Source organism: Mycobacteroides immunogenum, assembly GCF_001605725.1.
Classification (GTDB): domain Bacteria; phylum Actinomycetota; class Actinomycetes; order Mycobacteriales; family Mycobacteriaceae; genus Mycobacterium; species Mycobacterium immunogenum.
In genome coordinates, this window is record NZ_CP011530.1 from 2174570 (window position 1) to 2193083 (window position 18514).

The window sequence follows — 18514 nt, forward strand, 5'->3', positions numbered from 1 at the left end:
ATAACTGCGATGGTGTCATGTGCGTGGGCAAGTCACAATGGTGTGCGCTCGCGGCATACTGGCTGTGTGTCGACGAGGTTGTTGAGATGGGGCGCCGCCGCGCCGACAGATCGTGGGTCCGCTCGCGACCGGTTGCTCGATGCTGCCGAGCGGTGCCTCGAGAGTTGCGGTGTGGTGGGCACGACCATGGAGGACATCGGCAGAACAGCGGGTGTGTCCAGGGCAACGGTGTATCGCTACTTCCCCAGTCGGGAGGCGGTGATGTCGGGTGTCATCATTCGCGCCGCCGAGCGCTATCTCGACCGCATCAGCCCGCGGATCGCGGCGCACGCCGACCTGGGCTCCGCGCTCGTCGATTTCGTGGAATACACGGTTGAGGCCGCGCGCCGCGAAGAGATCATCGGATTGTTGTTCGGCAGCGACGAGGAACTCGCCGGCGTGGGTCTCGCGGCGGGGACCTCGACGTCCCTCTTCGAAATCGTCACCGAATTTCTGCGTCCCATCTTCACCAGACACTGGAGTTGCGTGGAACCGGGCGTCTCCGTCGACGACGCCGCCGAGTGGGTTGTCCGCACGATATTGAGCCTGCTGACTGTTCGAGGGCCGCGGGAGCGCAGTCGTGACGGACTCCGGGCGTTTCTGTCGAGGTTTCTCCTTCCGGCGATCCTGGCGGGTGACCACGCTCGACCGATGTGACATCTATGGCGTAATGTCTCGACGGCAGATGAGGTAGGAGGGCCTGTGCAATTCACCACGTTCAACGAACAGGTCGCTGAGCAACTAAAGAGCGCAGCAGAAACCACGGGCGGGTTGGCCGGTTACCTCGGCTTCCGTCACACCGAATTCACTGCGGGACGGCTCGTCGCGGAGATGGACGCACGCGACGACCTGAAGACGCCTTTCGGGAACCTGCATGGGGGCTGCTTATCGGCCATGGTCGACCACTGCCTCGGAGTGGTGTTTTATCCCGTGATTCCACTGGGATCTTGGGTCGCGACAACGGAGTTCAAACTGAATCTGCTTCGTCCGGTCTCTAGCGGCACCTGTGTAGCCACAGCCGAGATCATCTCGCTGGGCAGAACCAGCGGTGTGGCGCGTATCGACATCTGCAACGACGGCAGAGCGGTGTGTGCGGCCCAGGGAACCGTCACCGTCGTCGCACCGAAGACGAGCTCCTGATGTCGGCAAAGAGAACAGGCGATTCGTCGGCTCCTGTGGTCGAGCGCGTGCCCACGGCGGACGGGCTGACGCTGGCGGTCGACCTCTACCGCTGTGATGCGCCGCGGGCGGTCGTGTTGCTCCTTCACGGCGGAGGTCAAAGCCGACACGCCTGGGACGTCACCGCCCAACGCCTGCACCAGCGGGGCTACACGGTGGCCGCGTACGACACCAGGGGACACGGGGACAGCGACTGGGACCCCGACGGACGCTACGACGGGGACCGGCTTGGATCCGACCTATTGGCCGTGCGCTCATACGCCGATTCCGGCCGCCCCGTCGCCGCGATCGGCGCCTCTCTGGGCGGCTTGACCATTCTCGGAACACACTTGCTCGCCCCGCCGGACCTATGGCAGGCCGTCGTCCTGGTTGACGTCACTCCGCGAATGGAGATGGAAGGCGCCCGACGAGTCGTAGCGTTCATGTCGGCACACCCCGAAGGTTTCGACAGCCTAGAGTCGGCCGCTGACGTGATCGCCGCCTACAACCCGCACCGCCCTCGCCCCGAAAACCTCGACGGCCTCCGAAAAGTCCTCGCCCGTCGCGAAGACGGTCGCTGGGCCTGGCGATGGGATCCAGCTTTCGTGACGTCGAATTTCCAGTTCCTGCAGGGTGATCCAGACGAAGGCGCTAAAGACTTCGACATGATGAGCGCGTTCCTTCTTGATGGTGCGAGGCAGGTGTCCGCGCCAACGCTGCTGGTCCGGGGCCTACTATCTGACATGGTCTCCGAAGAGACAGTAAAGCATTTCCTGACCGTCGTTCCGCACGCGCAAACCGTTGACGTATCGGGCGCGGGACACATGATTGCCGGCGACAACAACGACGCATTCTCGACGGCGGTCGTCGAATTCCTCGACAGGACCACATGAACCCTGCTGTCGGTTGACTGCCCATGTAGGGCTGGCGCCTATCCTGCTCCTATGCCAACTGAACCAGCGCGGGTGTCTTTCCGCCGGCATGTGCGCGAAAAGGTTTTGAGGGCGACACGAGAACTCGCCATCGAGAAGGGCTGGGATCAGGTCCGGATGAGCGAGGTTGCCGAATCGGTCGGCGTCTCCCGCCCGACGTTGTACAAAGAGTTCGGCGACAAACAGGGGCTCGGCGACGCGCTTGTGGTGTCGGAGGGCCAGCGCTTTATGGAAGGCATTCTTGCCGTCCTTGCCGAACACGTGGGCGACGTGCGGGGCGGCATCACCGCAGCGGTGCAATTCACCCTCTGTGAAGCAGAAGACAGCCCGCTCCTCAAGGCAGTTCTGACGTCCAACCCTTCGGGGAATGATCGCGGTGGCTCGTCGTCTACTGGAGTCCTACCTCTTCTGCCGACGTCGGCTTCCCTGCTTCAGCTCTGCTCCGCGGCTCTGATCACGTGGTTTAACGACCACTTCGACGATCTCGATCCCGAAGACGTTGAGGAGGTCGCAGATGTTCTGGTGCGACTGACAGTGAGTCATGTTGTACTCCCAGCCGCGGACATCGCCACCACCGGTGAGCGGATCTCCCGCGTAGCACTCAGGTACCTGGGAGTTGTCCACAGTTTGTAACTAGCAAGCTCTCGTGTCAGATCGAGCCGGCGAGGAGCTCTGAGCGGTCAACTCGGAGCTGCTGGCTGATGGCCCGCTTACTGAACATGAAATCGCGAGGACGGTTGACGCAGTCGGCGGCGATGAGTTCACGATCGCGGAAGTAGAAGCAGCTGAAGTCACGGTCACGCGACGGGTCGCCGCTGAAGACCACTTCGTCGTATCCGGTGTTGAGACCGGCGATCTGGAGTTTGAGATCGTACTGGTCGGACCAGAACCACGGAAGCGCAGCGATTGCGCTGTGTTTTCCGCAGATTGTCGCCGCAGCGATCTTGGCCTGCTCGCCGGCGCTCGATACGGATTCCAAACGAATACGCGAGCCGTATCGAGCCATGGTGTGGCTGGTGCAGTCGCCGGCGGCCACGATGTCGGGGTCGCTGGTGCGGGCCTGGTCGTCGATCACGATGCCGTTGTCGACGGATAATCCTGCGGCCGAGGCGAGCTCGGTGTTCGGCACCACACCGACGCCGACGATGACCAAGTCGGCGGGGATCGGTTCGCCGCCTGCCAGCACGACCTCCTGCACTCTGCCGTTGCCGGAGAAGGCTTCGACGAGAGCGTGTGTTCGGATCTCCACTCCCTCGCCGTTGTGGATTCGGGTGTAAAACGCGGAAACCTCCGGCGCGGTGACCCGTTCGAGTACACGCTCGGTTGCCTCGAGGACGGTGACGTTCATGCCGAGCGAACACAGCGAGGCCGCCGTTTCCAACCCGATGTAACCGCCGCCCACGATCACAACCCTCCGACCCGGTGTAGCGGCGGCACGGATCAACTCGACGTCTGCAGCGGTACGCAGGTAGTGAATTCCGGGAAGATCCACCCCTGGTGTGGGGAGTCGTCTGGCCCTTGCGCCGGTGCACAACGCGAGCTTGGTGTACGTCAGCGTGTCGCCGGTGCTCAGAGACACACGCTTGGCACTCCGGTGGATCGCCTCCACGGTCGCATTCAAGAGTCGAATGTGCTGCTTTTCGTAGAAATCAGCGCCGCGAATCAGGAGGTCGTCGAGGCCGTTCTTGCCGGCCAGGTATCCCTTCGACAACGGAGGCCGGTGGTAGGGCAGTCCCCCCTCGTCGCCGATGAGCACGACCTCCCCAGACCACCCCTCCCTTCGAAGATTAGCTGCCAACTGCGCGCCGGCGTGGCTCGCGCCGACGATCACCGCTCGTTCGGGAGTCACGCACTTGGCCTGGGAGTGAGGCGAACCATCAGCTTGCTGATACCCCTGACGAAATTCGATTGCACATACTCGGGTTCGCCGACCACCTCGATGTTCTCAAAGCGAGGGAGCAATTCCTCCCACAGGATTCGAAGCTGCAACTCAGCAAGTCGGTTTCCCATGCACCTGTGCACGCCGAACCCGAACGAGATGTGATTGCGGGCGTTGCTCCTATCGATGATCAACTCATCGGCCCGCTCGAAGACACGCTCATCGCGGTTACCAGAGGCGTACCACATCACGACCTTGTCGCCCTTGCGGATGAATTGCCCGTTCAACATGATGTCTTTTTTCGCGACTCGGCGCATGTACGCCAACGGGGTCTGCCAGCGAATGATCTCGGATACCATGTTGGGAATCAGGTCAGGGTTCGCCTTCAACTTCTCGAACTGATCGGGGAACTGGTTCAAGGCGAGAACCCCTCCGCTCATCGAGTTGCGAGTCGTGTCGTTTCCCCCGACGATCAGCAGTACCAAATTGCCGAGGAATTCCATCGGGCGGTCGATGAGATCCTTAGTGTCCTCGTTGGCCTGCAGCATCGTGATCAGATCGAAGCCCGGTCGCTCCCCGTTGGCGGTACGGGCCCACTTGTCATGCCAGAGAGCGCTGAGACCCTTCGCCATGTCGACCATGCCACGAAACACTCTGTCGTTGTCGGAAGGACCACCATTGGCTTGCTCCATGGAGGTGGCGAGGTCCGACCATTCCACGAGCTTGTGCCGCTGCTCGTACGGGAAGTCCAGCAGGGTCGCGAGCATGCGCGCTGTCAGTTCGATGGAGACGTGGTGCACCCAATTGAACGGCTGATCCACCGGTAGATCGTCCAGCACTTCCTGGACACGCGAGCGGATCAGCCCCTCCATCTCGCGCAGGTTCTTCGGCGCGACAACCCCTTGGACGGAAGCGCGCTGCAAGTCGTGTTGTGGCGGATCCATCGCGATGAACATGGCGATGTCCATGAAGCGGGGCGGTCTCCCGATGATGATGAACGGCTCTGCGGAGAAAGCCTCGTGGTTCTTGTCGACGGCGATGATGTCCGCGTGGCGGGTCACCGACCAGAACGGGCCGAACGCACTGTGAGCCTGGTAGTGCACCGGCGCCTCGTTGCGCACGCGTTCGAAGTAGGACTTCCAGCGGCCTTGGCGGTAGAGGAACGGGTTGCTGAGATCGATGTCGGCGATATCAACGTCCTCGACCGGAGGAATGGGCGTCTCGGTGAAGATCTTCTTACCATTGGTTCCGGTTACCCACCGGCGTGTCTTGTCGTAGAGGTGTGCGCCGCGGATTTGCAGCTCCAGAGGCACGGCAGACTGGGCTTTGGCGGCCACTGCCGCGGGAATACTCATTATTGTTTCCTCCAAATCCATGACGTTGTTTCAGAGCTGGAACTCAGGTAGCTCGACCGTCAAGCCATCCCATGCCTCGGAGGCGGACATCTGGCAAGACAGCCTCGACGTCCGCTGACGCTCGGGGTTCATCGCGAGCATCTCCTCTTCGTTGGCGCCGCAGAGTCCCACCGTGTCCGACCACTCGGGAGCGACGATCACGTGGCACGTTCCGCATGCGGCTTCCCCTCCACAATCGCCGTCGATGCCGGGCACCGCGTTGTTGACCGCAACCTGCATCAAGGACTGCCCTTCGGCCAAGGGGGCTTCGTACTTCTCGCCGTCGTGAGAGACGAAGGTGACGACTGCCATGATTAACTCTCCTCAATTTGGAACTCCTCTATTTAGCGTTGTCGCGCGTGACCAGCGTCGCTAGGCTCGCAGGAGTCAAAAAGTTGTGTTTTTAGCTCACGCGCAGGGAGGCACGTGAAACTCGACGACTCGGGTATGCCAGCGCTGGCTTTCCTGCAGATGCTGGACAGTGAGGCGCTGGGGCATGACGCCAGCATTGCGCTCCGCAGCATCATGGTTCGCGAGCACGTTACCGAGTCGATGTTGGTGGGTCGCGACGCGCAGGTCCCCTTACGGTGGTTCAGGGAGATATATTCCGATTTCGATTGTGATCAGGGAACCCGTCTGGGTTTCGCGTTCGCTGAACACGCCAAACTGACGTCCTTTGGGGCACTCAGTGTTCCCTTGGTCAGCGCGGGCTCGGTAGCCGAGGTTGTCGAGTTGCTTGCTTATCTGCCGGTGATCACCACAGCCCTCAGCCCGACGTTCCATTCGACGGAACGCGGCCTCACGATCGGGCTCACCGGTCGCACCGGTGACGCGGGCCTGAACTGCCTGGCCGTCACCTACGGTGGGCTGGCGCTGTTGCGTCTGCTCGACATGCTCGCGGGTGCCGTACCGAATATTGAACTGCATTTAAGTCATTCAGCGCCGGAGTCGTGGGTTCTTCATGACGAAGTGTTGGCGGGTCGGATCTTCTTCGACGCCCCCAGCTCGTTCGTCCACGTTCCCGCGGCTTCGCTCGAGGAGGTCTGTCGATTCTCCGATCCTGTGGCGTACCGGATTGCCGTCACCGATTTGCAGCGAACTCTCGATCAACGACGTGACACGTCGGTCTCCGAAAAAGTAAGGGACCTGCTCGAAAAAGATCCCGGAAAAACGAACATCAGCCGGACGGCGGGCGAGCTTTCGATATCCCCGAGCACGTTGAAGCGGCGCCTCCGCGAAGAGGGGACCACCTTTCGCGAATTGCGTCAGTCGTTCTTGCGGGAGCGAGCAATTCTGCGACTTCTCGACAGATCGTTGTCTGTAAGCGAGATCGCGGCAGAACTCGGGTACGCGGAGCTCACGAACTTCACACATGCCTTCAAACGGTGGACCGGTCGTTCACCGCGCCACTTCAGAAAAACGCGCGACTGAGGGCTATAGATCCGCCCCGGCGTGTGCCGGGCGACCATCGGAACCAGCGGGCTTCACGATCGGCCTCATCTGTCACCTGGACATCGTCGAGAAACGACACGATCGGCGCGGGTTTCGGTCATCGCAGCACCCTCTTGGGAAGAGGCGCAAGGACATTCCAGAGAATCCATACCGCGCTAGCGGCGGGTGCGGGCGGGGGTGACGCGGACCTCTAGGCACGCTATGCTAACCGTCGTTCACGTCGGGACCGGCGTTGGACGCGTGGTCGAGAGGAGTCCGGATGCCACACGACCAGCCGGCCATCATCGGTGCCGCCGAACTCGCTCCAGGGAGAAACGTTCCGTACACCTCCACTGAATTGCATGTGCGCGCCGCGGTCGCGGCTCTCGCCGACGCAGGGGTGGTCCCAGACGAGGTCGACGGTCTGGTGTGCGCCGGGCCGATGACGAACGAGGGTTCGATCTTCCTGTCCGAGGACCTCATGGACTATCTCGGGCTGCACAATCTGAAACTTCAGATGACCTGTCAGCTTGGCGGCGGGACCCATCTCGCCATGACGCGCATGGCGAGTAACGTCATCGCCCGGGGCGAGGCCGAGACGGTGCTGGTCGTGTCGGCGGGCAAGTTTCCACCGATCCGCGATGGCGGGCGCGAACTGATGGCGCTGGTGTGTGACCACGCGTTCGAGATGCCCTATGGACCGTCCGTGCCGGCGCTCTACGGTTTGATCGCGCAGGCCTGGATGCACGAGACGGGACAGGGCAAGGCGGACATCGCCGAGGTCACCGTGTCGCAGGACCGTTGGGCCGCACTGAACCCCGCGGCTATCGCGCACGGCGCTCAACGCCTGACTGTGGAGGACGTGCTGGCGTCCCGGCCGATCGCCGGGCCGTTCCACTTCTACCACTGCTCGATTCCCTGCGAGGGCGGTGGCGCGCTGGTGCTGGGCTCGGCCCGCCGGGCTCGCGCGGGCAAGCACCGGCCGGTGCATTTGCTGGGCTTTGGAGAGGGTCACACCCACGGTTTTCTGACCTCGCTGGCCCGGCCGGGTCGTACCGGGGCCGCCCGTTCGGGTCCGATGGCCTTTGAGCGCTCCGGACGGGCGCCGGCCGACGTCGACATCGCTTTGCTCTACGACGCCTTCGCCTCCAACCCGGCGATGATCCTTGAGGAGGCGGGTTTCGTGAAGCCCGGTGGGGCAGGCGATTTCTACCGTGACGGCTGCGCCGATCCGGGGGGCGACCTTCCGGTGAACACCGACGGCGGCCTAATCCGGTTCGGGCACACCGGGACCTCCTCTGGCATTTCGCAGATCCTTGAGGGTTACTGGCAGTTGTCCGGTCGCGCCGAGGGCCGTCAGGTGCCCGGGGCGGATACCGCGTTCGTGCACAGCTACGGCTCGATGCTGTGCAGTCACGTCAGCATGGTGATGGAGGGAGCGTCATGACCGCAGCTTCGAGTTCTCTCGACGGTCTGCACGATCCTGAGGCGCTGCCGCCGCTGACCGATGTCAACCGTCCCTACTTCGCAGCAGCGGCCCGCGGTGTACTCGTCTTCCAGCGGTGCGCGAACGACCACCCTTTCCTCTACCCGCGGCTGGTGTGTCCCGTCTGCCATGACGGTGAGTTGGCCTGGGAGACCGCGGCGGGTACTGGTGAGATCGTCAGTTTCGCGCCGGTGTACCGCCCCCCGTGGGACTCGTTCCCGCGCAGCGAGCCGTACGTCGTCGTGCTCGTTCGTCTGGACGAGGGGCCGCAGTTGTTGGCCAGTCTCGAGGGCGTGGCCCCAGATGAAGTTGCGATCGGGGCGAGAGTGCGCGCAGTGTTCGAGCGGGTGAACGAGGACCTTGGGCTGGTCCGATTCAGGCTGGCGGCGTCGTGACCACGTACGGGGTCTCGGTGCTCGGCGCGGACTTGGCCACCCTTGTCGAGACCGCCGAGGCTACCGACCTCGCCGGCTTCGACGCCGCCTGGGCCTCGGAGTTCTACTCGCGCTCCGGCTCGATCTCGATGGCCGCGATGGCCGCGCGCACAAAGCGCTGCCGCATCGGGTCGTCGATCCTGTATGGCGTCGGGCGCAGCCCGCTCGTGCTCGCCACCGAGGCGCGTGACCTCGACGAGCTTTCAGGCGGGCGCGTCGTACTCGGGCTCGGCAACGGTACACGCCGCATGATGAGCGACTGGCACGGCGTGGAGGACACCTCCGCTCCCGCTCTGCGCATGGAGGAGCTGGTCCCGCTCGTGCGTCGGATCTGGAACCTGCACGAGGGCCCCGTGCGCCATGAGGGGCGCTTCTACCGGATGAATCTCGTCCCAACCGGCGACGTCGCGCCGCCGAAGCGAGCGATCCCGATCATCACCGCGGGCGTGCGTCCGCGGATGTGCGAGGTGGCAGGGCGCGTAGCCGACGGGTTGGCTGGTCATCCGCTGTTCACCACGACTTACGTCGAGGAGGTCGCCCGCCCAGCCGTCGTGCGCGGTGCGGAGCGGGCCGGACGCGATCCCGCCGACATTGAGATCGTCTCGATGGTCATCTGCGCGGTGCACGACGACCCACAGATCGCACGTCGTGAGGCCGCGCAGCAGATCGCGTTCTACTCCTCGGTGAAGACCTACGAGCACGTGCTCGACGTCAGCGGTTTCGCCAGGCAGGCAGCGGCCATCCGCGACGCGTTCGCACGGCGTGACCTGCCGGCCATGTTCGCCGCGGTCACCGACGACATGATCGACGCGATGGCGGTGGCCGGCACCGCCGCCGAGGTCCGAGAAGGGCTGCGCCGCTACGAGGGCGTGCTGGACCACATCGTTCTCTACTCACCCTCGATTGGTCTCGCGCCCGAGCGCATCGCCGAGAACCTCGGCAGCCTCATTCGCGATTGTGCGCCGGCCTTCGCCGGCGGGAAAGGTGACCAGAGTGGCTGACGCATCGCTCATCGGGACGCAACTCGGGAGGACCACGTTTCCCGTCGACCGGTCCAAAGTGCGCGAGTTCGCACTTTCGCTCGGCGACCGCGACCCGATCTACCAGGACGTCGCGGCCGCCCGCGCCGCCGGCTTCGGCGCGATCCCCGCTCCTCCGACCTTCGTCGTCTCCTCGGCTCACTGGCGCGCCGACGACGACATGTTCGGCGCCCTCGGGCTCGACCTGCGACGCGTACTGCACGGTGAGTGCGGCTGGGAGTATTTCGCGCCGGTGTTCGTCGGCGACGAGCTCACCGAGACTCGTCGGGTGTCGAACGTGACCAGCCGCGAGGGGAAGCGCGGCGGCATCATGACAATCGTGACGATCGAGACCGACTTCACCAACCAGCGCGACGAACTCGTCGTGCGCCAGACCGACGTCTTGATCGAAACCGGAGGCTCCACCCAATGACGACATCCCCCGCGCCGGTGGCGTTGGCCATCGGCGACGAGATGCCGACCTCACAGTTCGGCCCGCTGACGCGCTCGCACATCGTTCGCTACGCCGGCTCCGGCGGCGACTTCAACCCGATCCACCACGACGAAGAGTTCGCCCGCGCGGCCGGCATGCCCGGTGTGTTCGGCATGGGACTGCTGCACGGCGGTGTGCTCGCGCAGCGGCTGACCGCCTGGGTGGGGCTGGCCAACATCCGCTCGTTCCGCATCCGGTTCACCGGTCAGGTATGGCCCGGTGACCTGCTCAGCTTCGGCGGCAGGGTCACCGGCGTGCGCGAGGCCGGAGGGCAGCAGGTGGCAGACCTCGAACTCGTGGTCACGCGCCAGACCGGCGAACCCGCGATAAAGGGGAGCGCCGTCGTGCAGGTGACCCGGTGAGCGCGCCAACGAGCGACGTCACCGGCCTCGGGATGACGTTCGGGACCTTCGACGAAGGCCGGGCGTGGGTCGGTCATCGCTCCGAACCGCGGCATGCGTGGTTCCCGATCGACCGCTCGATGGTGTTGTACTACTGCTCGCTCGTCGAGGACGCGAACCCCCGTTACTGGGAGGGTGAGGACTGCCCGCCCGGGCTGCTGATGAGCCTCGGCTTCGCGCCGCAGTGGGTGCCCGGGTACCTAGCGCGTGCCGACATGATGTTCGCGCTCAGCGTCCCGTTGCCGGGCCACCACATCATCAACGCCTCGACGACGACGGAGTTCGAACGCCGGCCCCGGGTAGGCGATCACGTGTCGATCGTGGAGGAGATCGCCTCGATCTCCGAGCCCAAGACGACGCGGGTGGGCACCGGTGTGTTCATCACCACGGTGAGCACCTTCTCCGACCAGCACGGTGAGGTCATCGGCCGCAACACCAACGTGCTCTTCCGATACGACACCGCCGATAGTGAAGGCGCATCATGAACGACTCCACCGAGCGCAGCATGGTCCGCGTCCCCGTGCGGTTCGAGGACATCGCCGTCGGCGACACCCTGACGCCCGTCTCGATCGAGATCAGCTACAAGCGCATCTGCATGAACGCGGCTTCGACATGGGACTGGTTCCCCGGTCACCACGACCCCGACTACGCGCGCAGCCAGGGCCAGCGCACGATCTACCTGTCAACCCTCTTCTTCCATGGCTTCATCGACCGCGGCCTCAACGAATGGGCCGGACCCGACGCGCTCATCCGGCGCCGCAGAATCTCAATGATCCGGTCGATCTATCCGGGCCAGACCGCAACCCTGAGCGGCAAGGTCGTGGCCAAACGCGACGATGGCGGACGGCGCCTCGTCGACCTCGAGTTGCTCGTCTCGAGCGAAGATGGTCCGTGCGTGCCGAGTGAAGCCACCGTTGAGCTGGCCGACCCGTTTGTCGAGGTGCCGGGGTGAGCTGCCACTCACATGCGAGGCGACGGTGAGGGACGGAGGCTCGGTGGCCGAGCAACCGGTTCGCTACGAGGTCGTCGACAGCGTGGCCTGGCTGACGATCAACCGGCCCGAGGCGCGCAACGCGCTGAACAACGCTGTGCGCACGGGGCTTTTCGACGCGGTACGCCGCTTCAATGACGACGACGCGGCGAAGGTGCTCGTCCTCACCGGCGTGGGCGATAAGGCGTTCTGCGCCGGCGGGGACTTGAAGGAGATGGCGCAGAACGCGCTCAAGGTGCCCCCGAAGGACTTCGCTCCGCAGTTCGGCCGCAACATCGATGTCGCGAAGCCGACGATCGCGGCCGTCAACGGTGTCGCGTTCGCCGGGGGCTTCCTGCTCGCGCAGCAGTGCGACCTGGTCGTGGCTGCCGAACACGCGACCTTCGCCGTCAGCGAGGTCAAAGTCGGCCGCGGGTCGCCGTGGGCGGCACCGCTATCGTGGCTGGTGCCCCCACGCGTTGCCATGCAGATCCTGCTGACCGGCGACCCGATCACCGCCGAGCGCGCCCACCAGGTCGGCTTAGTCAATGAGGTGGTGCCGGCCGATCAGTTGCGCGAGCGTACCCGGCAGTTGGCGCTCAGCATCGCCGCGAACGCACCGCTATCGGTGCTTGCGTCCAAGCGCACCGTGTACCTCTCGGCACAGCACCACCTCGCCGCCGCCTACGACCTGGCCGACGAGATATGGGAGCCGGTCTATCTGAGCGACGACGCGCAGGAAGGCCCGACGGCGTTCCGCGAGAAGCGCGCACCACAGTGGAAGGGACGCTGACATGGCGGTGACCATGCAGTCGGTAATCGCCGACATCGAAGCCGAAACGGCCGCGTTGCGCGAACTCATCGCACCGCTGCCCGAAGGTCCGCGCGGCTGGGACGCGCCGACTCCGGCCGTGGGCTGGGCGATCCGCGACCAGATCAGCCATCTGGCGTTCTTCGACGACGTGGCGGTGCGCTCGGCCACCGACCCCGACGGTTTCAGCAGCGACTACCTGCCGATGATGGCCGACGGAAGCATCTCACCCGACGTCATCGCTGAGCGCTACCGTCAAATGCCGGCTGCCGACCTGCTCGCGTGGTTCGACACGTCGCGTGCAGCCCTCGTTGCGGCGTTCGCGGACATTGCCCCGGCGACCCGCCTGCCGTGGTTCGGGCCGACGATGAGCGCGGTCTCGTCGCTGACAGCGCGACTCATGGAGACCTGGGCGCACGGCCAGGACATCGTCGACGCGCTCGGCGCGACCCGCGAGGCCACGGCACGGCTGCGGCACGTGGCCCACATCGGGGTGGGTGCGCGCGCTTTCAGCTACCTGGCCAACGGTCTGGACCTCCCCGCGGACCCGGTACGCGTCGAGCTGACCGCTCCGGACGGCAGCGTCTGGACGTGGGGGCCAGCCGACGCCGCCAACCGCGTGAGCGGGCCGGCGCTGGACTTTTGCCTGTTGGTGACCCAACGCCGCCACCGCGACGACACCGCTTTGGTCGCCGACGGACCGCTGGCCGACCAGTGGCTCGCGATCGCCCAGGCCTTCGCGGGGCCCCCTGGCGGCGGGCGCGTGGCGGGCCAGTTCGCAGGGGGTCAGCGGTGAGCGTCCCGGTCCGCATCGGCAACTGCTCCGGCTTTTACGGCGACCGCATCGCCGCAGCCCGCGAGATGGTCGAGGGCGGACCGATCGACGTCCTGTGCGGTGACTATCTGGCCGAGCTGACCATGCTCATCCTGGCCAAGGCCCAGGCCAAAGACCCGTCCGGCGGGTACGCGCGGACTTTCCTCACCCAAATGGAACAGGTGCTGGGCACCTGTCTCGATCGTGGCATCAAGGTCGTCGCGAACGCGGGCGGGCTGAATCCCGCCGGCTTGGCCGCCGCGTTGCGCGAGCTGTCCGCACGTCTCGGCCTCACCGCGCGCGTCGCGCACGTCGAGGGCGACGACCTACGTGGCGACCTCCACGCAATCACGCCGCCCGTCGGCGACATCAAACCGGTGTCGGCCAACGCCTACCTCGGCGCCTGGGGCATCACCGAGGCGCTGCATTCGGGCGCCGACGTCGTCGTGACCGGCCGGGTCACCGACGCATCCCTCGTGGTCGGTCCCGCGGCCTGGTGGCACGCCTGGGCACGCGCCGACTGGGATCGGCTCGCGGGTGCGGTCGTCGCCGGGCACGTGATCGAGTGCGGCCCTCAGGCGACGGGCGGCAACTACGCGTTCCTCGACGAGATCACCGACCGCCGCTACCCGGGGTTTCCGATCGCCGAGGTCGCCGAGGACGGCTCTTCGGTGATCACGAAGCATCCCGGCACCGGGGGACTGGTCTCAGTCGGCACGGTCACCGCCCAGCTGCTCTACGAGATCGCTGAACCTGCCTACCTCGGCCCCGACGTCGTCGCCCACTTCGACACCATTCGCCTGGCTCAACAGGGTGAGCACCGTGTCGCGATCAGCGGTACGAAAGGCAGTCCGCCGCCGGACACGTTGAAGGTGGCGCTGAACGAGGTGGGCGGCTTCCGCAACACGATGACCATGGTGCTCACCGGCCTCGACATCGAGGCCAAGGCGGCCTTCGCCGAACAGCAGCTCTTCGACGTTCTCGGCGGACGCGACGCCTTCGACGAAGTCGACGTGCGACTGTTGCGTTTCGACGTCTCCGATGCGCCGACGAACGAGCAAGCCTGCGCGCACCTGCGTGTGACGGTGAAGGACGCCGACCCGCGAAAGGTGGGCCGAGCCTTCTCCGGCGGGGTCATGGAGATCGCCCTGGCTGGTTTCGCCGGCTTCCACACCACCACGCCACCGTCCTCGGAGACCGCGTTCGGCGTCTACCGGCCGGCCTACGTTCCGCGCTCGGCCCTCACGCACGTGCTCGTCGACGCCGACGGCAATCGGCACGTGATCCCTGACCCGCCGACCGGTGCGGTCCCGCCGGCTGGGATCGCCCCGCCCGCGAAGCTGCCGGCGCCATCCGGGCCGACGCGGCTCGCGCCGCTCGGGTCGGTACTCGGTGCGCGGTCCGGAGATAAGGGCGGCAACGCCAACCTCGGACTGTGGGCACGCGACGACCCCGGTTACGCGTGGGCGCGCGAGTACCTGAGCGTCGAGCGGCTGCGCACACTGCTCGGGCCGGAGACGGCGCACCTGCGCATCGAGCGCTTCGAACTGCCGAACCTGCGCGCGCTCAACGTGGTGGTGCACGGCTTGCTCGGTGACGGGGTGGCCTCCTCGACCCGGCCGGACGCGCAGGCCAAGGGGCTCGGGGAGTACGTGCGATCCCGAGTGGTGGACGTTCCCGAATCGCTGCTCGACACACACTAAATCCGGTGCGGGGCGCCGTCTACCTGCTGTGTAACCGCGCGGCTGAACAGCGCCGCAACGGCCGCGGCGGCCAGCATCGCCTCAATCGTCGCGTCGTCCAGCGACGCCGGCATGTACGCGGACGCGTTGAGCAATGACAGCACGGCGGCGACCAGGCCCTGTGCGCGCTCACGGTCCAGATCGCCCCGTGCTCGTACGAGCGCGTCGACCCAGAAGGACTCGTACCTGTGCTGTCGGCGTCGCAGGGCACGGGTCGCCAGCGGCGACAGCGAGCGGTGCTCGCGGGCGTAGACGGCCAACAGGCCGCGTCGTCGCGCGCCGAAGGCCGCGTGTAGGTCGACAAGGGCGTGCAGGACCTCCGTCGGTGTGCCGGCGTTGGTGGCGCGCCGGGCGCCGGCCAGCAGCTCAGTCATGGCGGCGTCGCATAACTCGCGCAGGATCGCGTCCTTGTTCTGAAAGTGCCGGTAGACGGCCGGCCCGCTCACCCCTGCTGCGGCACCGATGTCGTCGATGCCCACGGCGTGAAAGCCTTGCCGCGCGAACAGGTCGGCGGCGGCCTCGAGGAGCAGTTTGCGGCGCAAACCGGCCACTTTCAGGCCTCCTGTCGATTTGTGGTTACGTTGTTCGCCGTCCGATCCGCTGGGCCGGGCTGGGATCCTACCGGCGCTGGGGTTGCCTGCGTCGGCACCCGCCGCACCAAATCAAGGGAGGTGAACGAAACCGCTAGCCCCCGCCGATGCTGTCGCATCCTCTTCTCAGTTCATGATTTAGGGGCCCTGCTTCGAACCCGCGATGTGCAGCGGCACGACTCAGCGCAAAACGACTCCGCCCTCGATGCCCGTGAACTGCGCGCGCAGCTCGGTCTTGAGCAGCTTGCCGGTGGCATTGCGCGGCAGTTCGGCGACGAAGTGCACGTCACGCGGACACTTGAAGTGTGCCAGCCGCTCCCGGCACCACGCTACGATCTCCTCGGCGCTCGGCGCCTGTGTCGCCGGGTCGGCGACCACGACCGCGACGACGCGTTCGCCCCACTTCGCGTCCTTACCGCCGATCACGGCGGCGTCGAACACCGCCGGGTGGCGGAAGAGAACCTGCTCGACCTCGATCGGGTAGACGTTCTCGCCGCCGGAGATGATCATGTCCTTCTTGCGGTCGACGAGGGTGATGAAGCCCTCGGCGTCCATGCGCCCGAGGTCGCCCGTGTGGAACCAGCCCCCGCGTAACGCCTCGGCGCTCGCCTCGGCCTTCATCCAGTAGCCGGTGAACACATTCGGGCCGCGCACGATCAGTTCGCCCACGGTGTCGGTCGCGACGTCGCGGTCGTCGTCGTCGACGATGCGGGCGTCGACATGCATTGCGACGCGGCCGATCGACCCGGCCCGCGTGCTGACGTTCTCGGCGTCGAGGACGGTCACCAAGGGAGCGGTCTCGGTCATGCCGAAGCCCTCGGTGAAGGGCACGCCTCGCTCGCGCATGAAGTCGATGACCGTGAGGGGGACGGGCGACCCGCCGCCCATGGCGAAACGCAGCGCAGACAGGTTGAAGGAGTCGAAGTCGGGCACCTGTGTGAGTGCGGTCCACATGGCCGGCACCATGAACTGGACCGTGACGTGGTGGTCGGCCATCGCCTGTAACGTCGCTCGCGGCTCGAAGGACGGCATGATCACGCTGGTGCCGCCGACGTACAACAGCGGCAGGGTGTGTACTCCCAGCCCGCCGATGTGGAACATCGGCGCCACCGCGACGGTGACGTCCTCGCCCCGCAGGCCGATGTCGGTGCCGAGGACGTTGATCGCGTTCCATAGCAGGTTGTCGTGGGTGAGGATCGCGCCCTTGGGTCGGCCCGTCGTCCCCGACGTGTACATGATGAACGCGGGGTCGCGGCCGTCGACGTCACCGTTGAGCGGTTCGGGCGCGGCGCCCGAGACGACGTCTTCGTAGCCGAGCTCGCCCGGCGCCGGCACCCCACCGGCGCGCACGACATGGCGCACGCGGACTCCGGACTCGGTGACGGCGCTCCTGGCCTGCGCGGCGAACGGCTCGTGGAAGACCAGAACATCGGCGCCTGAGTCGGCCAGGATGTAGCCGATCTCGGGTCCGGCAAGGCGCACGTTGAGCGGAACTGCAAGTGCGCCGATTTTGGCGCAGCCCAGCAGCACCTCGATGAACTCGGTCGAATTGACCAGCAGCATCGCGACCCGATCGCCCTTGCGCACGCCGAGGGCGATGAGTGCGGCGGCGACCTGGTTGGTGCGCCGATCGAGGTCGGCGTAGGTGATGTGCGCGCCGTTGCTGATCAACGCGGTGCGCCCGCCGTTGAGGAAGGCGCGCCGGCTCACCCACTGACCGATGCCGAGTTGCATTCGATTCCCTTTCATTCCGCGGCGACTCAGTAGGACGCGGGCAGTTTCAGGCTGTGCTGCGCCACGAAGTTGAGGATCATTTCGCGGCTGATCGGCGCGGTGCGCATGAGCCGGGCCGGACCCCACAACGTGGCGAGGCCGTACTCGGTGGCCATGCCGTTGCCGCCGTGGGTTTGAATCGCCTGGTCGAGCGCCAGGATGCCCGCCTCGGCTGCGGCATATTTCGCCATGTTCGACGCCTCACCCGACCCCGGATCGCCGGCGTCGTGCAGGGAGGCGGCACGCTGAGTCATCAACCGGGCCAGCTCAACCTGGATCTTGGCGTGGGCGAGCGGGTGCGATACGCCTTGGTGCGAGCCGATCGGCGTTCCCCACACGTGGCGGTTGCGGGCGTAATCGGCGGCTTTATCCAGCGCGTAGCGACCGATGCCGTTGCCGAGCGCCGCCCCCATGATTCGCTCCGGGTTCAGGCCCATGAAGACCTGGCGCAGGCCCTCGTTCTCCGCGCCGATAAGGTTGGCGGCCGGCACGCGGACGTCATCGAAGAATAGAGTGAACTGCTTCTCTGGAGTGACCGCCTGCACCGGGATGAGTGACTTGGTGAGCCCGGGGACATCGGTGGGCACGACGAGCAAGCTGAGTAGTCCGCGACCACTGTCGTTGGTAGACGTTCGGGTGACGACCAGGATCGCTTCGGCTTCGTCGACACCAGAAATGTAGTACTTGGTGCCGTTGATGACCCAGTCGTCGCCGTCGCGTTTCGCGGTCGTGGAGATGTTGTGCGAGTTCGAGCCCGCGTCCGGCTCGGTGATCGCGAATGCCATGATCGTCTCGCCGCTGGCGATGCCCGGCAGCCACTGCTGCTTGAGTTCCTCACTGCCGAATGCCTGGATGATCGTGCCGCAGATGGTCGGCGAGACGACGGTCATCAGCAGCGGGCAGCCCGCCGCGGCGAGCTCCTCACCGACGATCTGCATGTCGTAGATGCCGCCGCCGCCGCCGCCGCCGCCGTACTGCTCGGAAAGGTTCACCCCGAGGAAGCCCTGTTTGCCCACGGCCTGCCACAGCTCGGTGCTCTTCCCGCCGGCCAGCGACTTTTCCAGGTAGTACTCGTGTCCGAAGTCCTTGGCGATCTCGGCGACCGCCTTGCGCAGGTCCTGACGTTCCTCTGTCTCGTGCAATTCCAT

General features: G+C 65.7%; 21 protein-coding genes. 15 read left to right on the plus strand and 6 right to left on the minus strand.

Going from position 1 to position 18514, the window contains the following annotated elements:
- The first annotated feature begins 9 nt into the window (after window positions 1–9).
- From ABG82_RS10840 to ABG82_RS10855, 4 genes are all read left to right on the plus strand, one after another.
- Window positions 10–696, plus strand: a complete 687-nt coding sequence (locus ABG82_RS10840) for a TetR/AcrR family transcriptional regulator (RefSeq protein ID WP_011560606.1) — start codon at window positions 10–12, stop codon at window positions 694–696.
- Window positions 697–741: 45 nt separating this feature from the next.
- On the plus strand, window positions 742–1179 hold the full coding sequence (locus ABG82_RS10845) for a PaaI family thioesterase (RefSeq protein WP_011560605.1): 438 nt from the start codon (window positions 742–744) through the stop codon (window positions 1177–1179).
- Window positions 1179–2090: an alpha/beta fold hydrolase gene (locus ABG82_RS10850; RefSeq protein WP_011560604.1), complete on the plus strand. Its 912-nt coding sequence runs from the start codon at window positions 1179–1181 to the stop codon at window positions 2088–2090. The genes ABG82_RS10845 and ABG82_RS10850 overlap by 1 nt, the downstream gene beginning before the upstream one ends.
- 90 nt (window positions 2091–2180) lie before the next feature.
- Complete coding sequence (locus tag ABG82_RS10855; protein ID WP_005110548.1) at window positions 2181–2762, plus strand: TetR/AcrR family transcriptional regulator; 582 nt, start codon at window positions 2181–2183, stop codon at window positions 2760–2762.
- Between the two features lie 16 nt (window positions 2763–2778).
- Here the strand turns inward: ABG82_RS10855 and ABG82_RS10860 are convergent, their stop codons facing one another.
- Genes ABG82_RS10860 through ABG82_RS10870 form a run of 3 tightly spaced genes read right to left on the minus strand, consistent with a single transcriptional unit; the run spans window position 2779 to window position 5714 of the window.
- Window positions 2779–3978, minus strand: coding sequence for an NAD(P)/FAD-dependent oxidoreductase (locus ABG82_RS10860; protein ID WP_011560602.1), 1200 nt, complete (start codon window positions 3976–3978; stop codon window positions 2779–2781).
- Window positions 3975–5363 (minus strand): cytochrome P450, encoded by a 1389-nt coding sequence (locus ABG82_RS10865; RefSeq protein WP_017205331.1) that lies wholly within the window; start codon window positions 5361–5363, stop codon window positions 3975–3977. Before ABG82_RS10865 ends, ABG82_RS10860 begins: the two co-directional genes overlap by 4 nt.
- Before the next feature lie 30 nt (window positions 5364–5393).
- A complete protein-coding gene (locus ABG82_RS10870) occupies window positions 5394–5714 on the minus strand; it encodes a 2Fe-2S iron-sulfur cluster-binding protein (RefSeq protein ID WP_011560600.1) in 321 nt (106 codons plus the stop codon).
- Between the two features lie 114 nt (window positions 5715–5828).
- Here ABG82_RS10870 and ABG82_RS10875 point away from each other — a divergent pair, with 114 nt between their 5' ends.
- The 11 genes from ABG82_RS10875 to ABG82_RS10925 all read left to right on the plus strand — a co-directional run bounded on the left by ABG82_RS10875 (window position 5829) and on the right by ABG82_RS10925 (window position 14964).
- Window positions 5829–6833 (plus strand): helix-turn-helix domain-containing protein, encoded by a 1005-nt coding sequence (locus tag ABG82_RS10875; RefSeq protein ID WP_011560599.1) that lies wholly within the window; start codon window positions 5829–5831, stop codon window positions 6831–6833.
- Window positions 6834–7113: 280 nt separating this feature from the next.
- A complete protein-coding gene (locus tag ABG82_RS10880; RefSeq protein WP_011560598.1) occupies window positions 7114–8280 on the plus strand; it encodes a thiolase family protein in 1167 nt (388 codons plus the stop codon).
- Window positions 8277–8714, plus strand: coding sequence for a Zn-ribbon domain-containing OB-fold protein (locus tag ABG82_RS10885; RefSeq protein ID WP_011560597.1), 438 nt, complete (start codon window positions 8277–8279; stop codon window positions 8712–8714). The genes ABG82_RS10880 and ABG82_RS10885 overlap by 4 nt, the downstream gene beginning before the upstream one ends.
- Entirely contained in the window at window positions 8711–9754 is a 1044-nt protein-coding gene (locus tag ABG82_RS10890) for an LLM class flavin-dependent oxidoreductase (protein ID WP_014382413.1), read from the plus strand. The genes ABG82_RS10885 and ABG82_RS10890 overlap by 4 nt, the downstream gene beginning before the upstream one ends.
- Entirely contained in the window at window positions 9747–10205 is a 459-nt protein-coding gene (locus tag ABG82_RS10895; protein ID WP_011560595.1) for an FAS1-like dehydratase domain-containing protein, read from the plus strand. The genes ABG82_RS10890 and ABG82_RS10895 overlap by 8 nt, the downstream gene beginning before the upstream one ends.
- Window positions 10202–10627 carry a dihydroxy-acid dehydratase gene (locus ABG82_RS10900; protein ID WP_011560594.1) on the plus strand — a complete coding sequence of 142 codons (426 nt, stop codon included), beginning with the start codon at window positions 10202–10204 and terminating at the stop codon, window positions 10625–10627. Before ABG82_RS10895 ends, ABG82_RS10900 begins: the two co-directional genes overlap by 4 nt.
- A gap of 32 nt (window positions 10628–10659) precedes the next feature.
- Window positions 10660–11151 (plus strand): FAS1-like dehydratase domain-containing protein, encoded by a 492-nt coding sequence (locus ABG82_RS10905; RefSeq protein WP_017205330.1) that lies wholly within the window; start codon window positions 10660–10662, stop codon window positions 11149–11151.
- Window positions 11148–11618 (plus strand): hotdog family protein, encoded by a 471-nt coding sequence (locus ABG82_RS10910; protein ID WP_011560592.1) that lies wholly within the window; start codon window positions 11148–11150, stop codon window positions 11616–11618. Before ABG82_RS10905 ends, ABG82_RS10910 begins: the two co-directional genes overlap by 4 nt.
- A 43-nt stretch (window positions 11619–11661) precedes the next feature.
- Window positions 11662–12429, plus strand: coding sequence for an enoyl-CoA hydratase/isomerase family protein (locus ABG82_RS10915; protein WP_011560591.1), 768 nt, complete (start codon window positions 11662–11664; stop codon window positions 12427–12429).
- Window position 12430: 1 nt separating this feature from the next.
- Complete coding sequence (locus tag ABG82_RS10920; protein WP_011560590.1) at window positions 12431–13243, plus strand: TIGR03084 family metal-binding protein; 813 nt, start codon at window positions 12431–12433, stop codon at window positions 13241–13243.
- Window positions 13240–14964, plus strand: coding sequence for an acyclic terpene utilization AtuA family protein (locus tag ABG82_RS10925; RefSeq protein ID WP_011560589.1), 1725 nt, complete (start codon window positions 13240–13242; stop codon window positions 14962–14964). The genes ABG82_RS10920 and ABG82_RS10925 overlap by 4 nt, the downstream gene beginning before the upstream one ends.
- Here the strand turns inward: ABG82_RS10925 and ABG82_RS10930 are convergent.
- The 3 genes from ABG82_RS10930 to ABG82_RS10940 form a co-directional block, all read right to left on the minus strand.
- The gene (locus ABG82_RS10930; protein ID WP_011560588.1) at window positions 14961–15554 is read right to left on the minus strand and encodes a TetR/AcrR family transcriptional regulator; all 594 of its coding nucleotides are present in this window, start codon (window positions 15552–15554) and stop codon (window positions 14961–14963) included. The two genes, ABG82_RS10925 and ABG82_RS10930, sit on opposite strands and share 4 nt — an antisense overlap.
- Before the next feature lie 219 nt (window positions 15555–15773).
- Window positions 15774–17327: an acyl-CoA synthetase gene (locus ABG82_RS10935; RefSeq protein WP_011560587.1), complete on the minus strand. Its 1554-nt coding sequence runs from the start codon at window positions 17325–17327 to the stop codon at window positions 15774–15776.
- 26 nt (window positions 17328–17353) lie between these two features.
- On the minus strand, window positions 17354–18514 hold the full coding sequence (locus tag ABG82_RS10940) for an acyl-CoA dehydrogenase family protein (protein ID WP_062826686.1): 1161 nt from the start codon (window positions 18512–18514) through the stop codon (window positions 17354–17356).